Origin of the sequence: Acinetobacter sp. YH01006, from assembly GCF_013420445.1 — a bacterium.
Taxonomy (GTDB): domain Bacteria; phylum Pseudomonadota; class Gammaproteobacteria; order Pseudomonadales; family Moraxellaceae; genus Acinetobacter; species Acinetobacter pseudolwoffii.
The window spans coordinates 1-2832 of record NZ_VOYB01000061.1 but is presented as its reverse complement, the minus strand read 5'-3'; the positions used below and the strand labels follow the sequence as shown (position 1 = coordinate 2832).

General features: G+C 40.3%; 1 protein-coding gene and 3 pseudogenes. 1 reads left to right on the top strand and 3 read right to left on the bottom strand.

The genetic code is table 11. The annotated features are described in order from the left end of the window. Positions 1-97: pseudogene (locus FTT73_RS15960) on the bottom strand (IS6 family transposase); the annotation flags it as partial. A gap of 606 nt (positions 98-703) precedes the next feature. Here FTT73_RS15960 and FTT73_RS15955 point away from each other — a divergent pair. Further along, positions 704-2323 carry an oleate hydratase gene (locus FTT73_RS15955; protein WP_004726755.1) on the top strand — a complete coding sequence of 540 codons (1620 nt, stop codon included), beginning with the start codon at positions 704-706 and terminating at the stop codon, positions 2321-2323. Between the two features lie 285 nt (positions 2324-2608). On the opposite strand, the pseudogene FTT73_RS15950 reads toward FTT73_RS15955, so the two are convergent. Both FTT73_RS15950 and FTT73_RS15945 read right to left on the bottom strand, forming a co-directional pair. Then, positions 2609-2704 (bottom strand): annotated as a pseudogene (locus tag FTT73_RS15950) (IS5/IS1182 family transposase); the annotation flags it as partial. 53 nt (positions 2705-2757) lie between these two features. After that, positions 2758-2832, bottom strand: a pseudogene (locus FTT73_RS15945) (IS6 family transposase); the annotation flags it as partial.

The following is a 2832-nucleotide window of genomic DNA, read 5'->3' as shown; positions in this document are numbered from 1 at the left end:
CCTGCAGTTCACGATAGCTAATGCCATATTTACAATACCAGCGCACAGCCCAAAGAATGATTTCGCCCTGAAAATGCCGACCATGGAAAGGATTCATATGCTGCACCTTTAGCTAAAACAGTCTTCAACTTACCATTCGTGGTTATTTGCAACAGTGCCACTTGGGTGGTCTGCCTTTAGCTGGAACATGCTTCTGCAATTGCTCAACCATTTAAATAAAAGGTTGACCATGAGATGCCTGTATATCGCTTAAACTGTGTTTCAGAAAGCTTCTTTGAATCAATGTATTTCATCCGCAGATTATGCACGAATGCTAAGAAAATTAGAGTACAAATATCAATCAAAAAGGTGCTCGTTTTTTGATTTATGAAAGAGAGATCTATTATTCAATTATATCTTTTAATGATCAATAGAAAGCCTAGTTTCAAACACATTCTTCAGACACAAACAAATATGATCAAAATAGAGTGATTACTCTATAAAATAATAAAATCAATTACTTAAATCATATTTTATTTTAAAAAAAATACAAATGTGTATTAAAAATAACCATTACTTACATTTTTTTGATTACAAAATATAATGAGTAAATTGCTTCCCATTTCATACATTTTTCATATATAAAAAGTCATACTATTTTTAAGGTTTTTCTAAATCACATTTTATACTTCATAGTTTTTAACATCATTATTAAAGGTGAACCATGCAAAAGAAGAAGCGCACCCCATTAGACGCACAACAGTCCCATCTTTGGATTATTGGTGGTGGTATCGCAGGTATGGCTGCTGCTGCATTTGCAATCCGTGATGCCAAAGTCCCTGCCAAAAATATCCATATTTTAGAAGAACTCGATATTTCAGGTGGTTCGATGGATGGTGGACATACACCGCATGCCGCGCAAGCTTGGGTAACACGTGGTGGGCGAATGCTGACCGATGAAACTTATTTGTGCCTATGGGACTTATTTTCCAGTATTCCATCTTTGGAAAATCCAGACATTTCGGTGCGTGAAGAATGTCGTGAGTTTAATGAAAAAGTGAAAACCCACGCCAATGCACGGTTGATTGATGCCGAACATGTCATTGCGGATGCAGCAAAGCTTGGTCTGAATACGCTACATCGTGCACAGATGCTGCGCCTATTAGCTTCAAAAGAAGAAAAAATTGGCAGTCGCCGCATTGATGAGTTTTTTGATGAAACCTTTTTTGAAACCAATTTCTGGCGCATGTGGCGCACGACTTTCGCTTTTCAAAAATGGCACAGTGCAGCAGAGTTAAGACGCTATTTCTTGCGTTTTATTCAAGAATTGCCACGCATTCATACCTTAGCGGGTGTGAAACGTACCAAGTACAACCAATATGACTCGATGATTCTGCCCCTACAGCGTTGGTTAGTCGCACAAGGCGTCGATGTGCGTTTTGGACACTATGTCACAGATGCAGACTTCATTACCAATGCTGAAACTCAAGAACGCTACGCTTCACGCCTATATGTACAATTGCCTGAAGGCTCAGAGCAAATTAATCTGAAAGCCAATGATTTAGCTATTTTCACTTTAGGCTCTATTACAGCAGACTCACGTTATGGCGGTAATCATGACGTGCCTGCCCTTATTCGTCATCGAGAAGATCATGGCTGGACGCTTTGGGAAACGCTGGCACAAAAAGCCCCAGACTTTGGCCGTCCAATGACTTTTTATGGCAATGTCGATGAACATAAGTGGGAGTCTTTCACTCTGACCATGAAAGATGACGTGCTACTTAAACGTATTATTGACTATACAGGCAATGAACCAGGCACAGGCGCACTCATGACTTGGTATGAGTCGGGTTGGCATTTATCCATCGTGGTTCCTGCACAGCCACACTTTGCCGACTTACCTGAAGGTTTATATACCTTATGGGGCTACGGTTTCCAAATTGACCATATAGGCGATTACATCAAAAAACCAATGTCCGAAGCCACGGGGCAAGAAATCCTAACAGAACTGATTAAACAGCTCGGTTTTGACGACATTTTAGATCATGTTTTGGCAACGACTGATGTTACTACCGCCATGATGCCATACGCCTCTGCCCTATTCGCCTGCCGTAAACCGGGGGATCGTCCACAGGTAATTCCACAAGGCTCACAAAACTTTGCTTTCCTTGGACAGTTTGTGGAAATTGAAGATGACGTGGTCTTTACTGTGGAATATTCAGTTCGTGGGGCGATGCTTGCCATTTATGAATTTTTTGGGGTGGAACGTGAAATCCCTGAAATTTACAACGGTCTACTTGATCCCAAAGTGGGTTTAAAAGCTTTAGAAACAGTGTTCCACTAAGTTTTTAATATATAGCGATAAGAGCACCTTTATGTCGCCACTATTACATAGTTTAATTTAAGCAACGTTTGGATACACGAGTGTGGCAGGGATGCCACACGTTATCCATCATAATAGGGATGTTATGTATGGGTAACAAAGGCTTTTGCTTTCTTTTGGCTTATCAAAAGTAAGGGTATTGCCTACACAAACACCTTTTATACTTTATTGAAAGTTGAGGCCGTGTACGCACCTAATTTTAAATTGGATAAAAAGAAAAATTAGATAAAACTTTATACGTCATTATTGGCGACGATATTCAGCTCCATGTTTCTTGCGTTTCCATTCGCCCTCACCTAGAAACTTCATGCCTGTAGAGTCTACGAGTAGATGCAGTCCATCGGGCACTGTTGCAAATAGAGATTTGAGTCGATGATGTTCCCTTTAAAAAGTACTTAGAGACCGAAAACCCTGTTGATTAGACACACTTCACCCTGAGGCTGACCATAATAAAATGACGATGCTTGTCC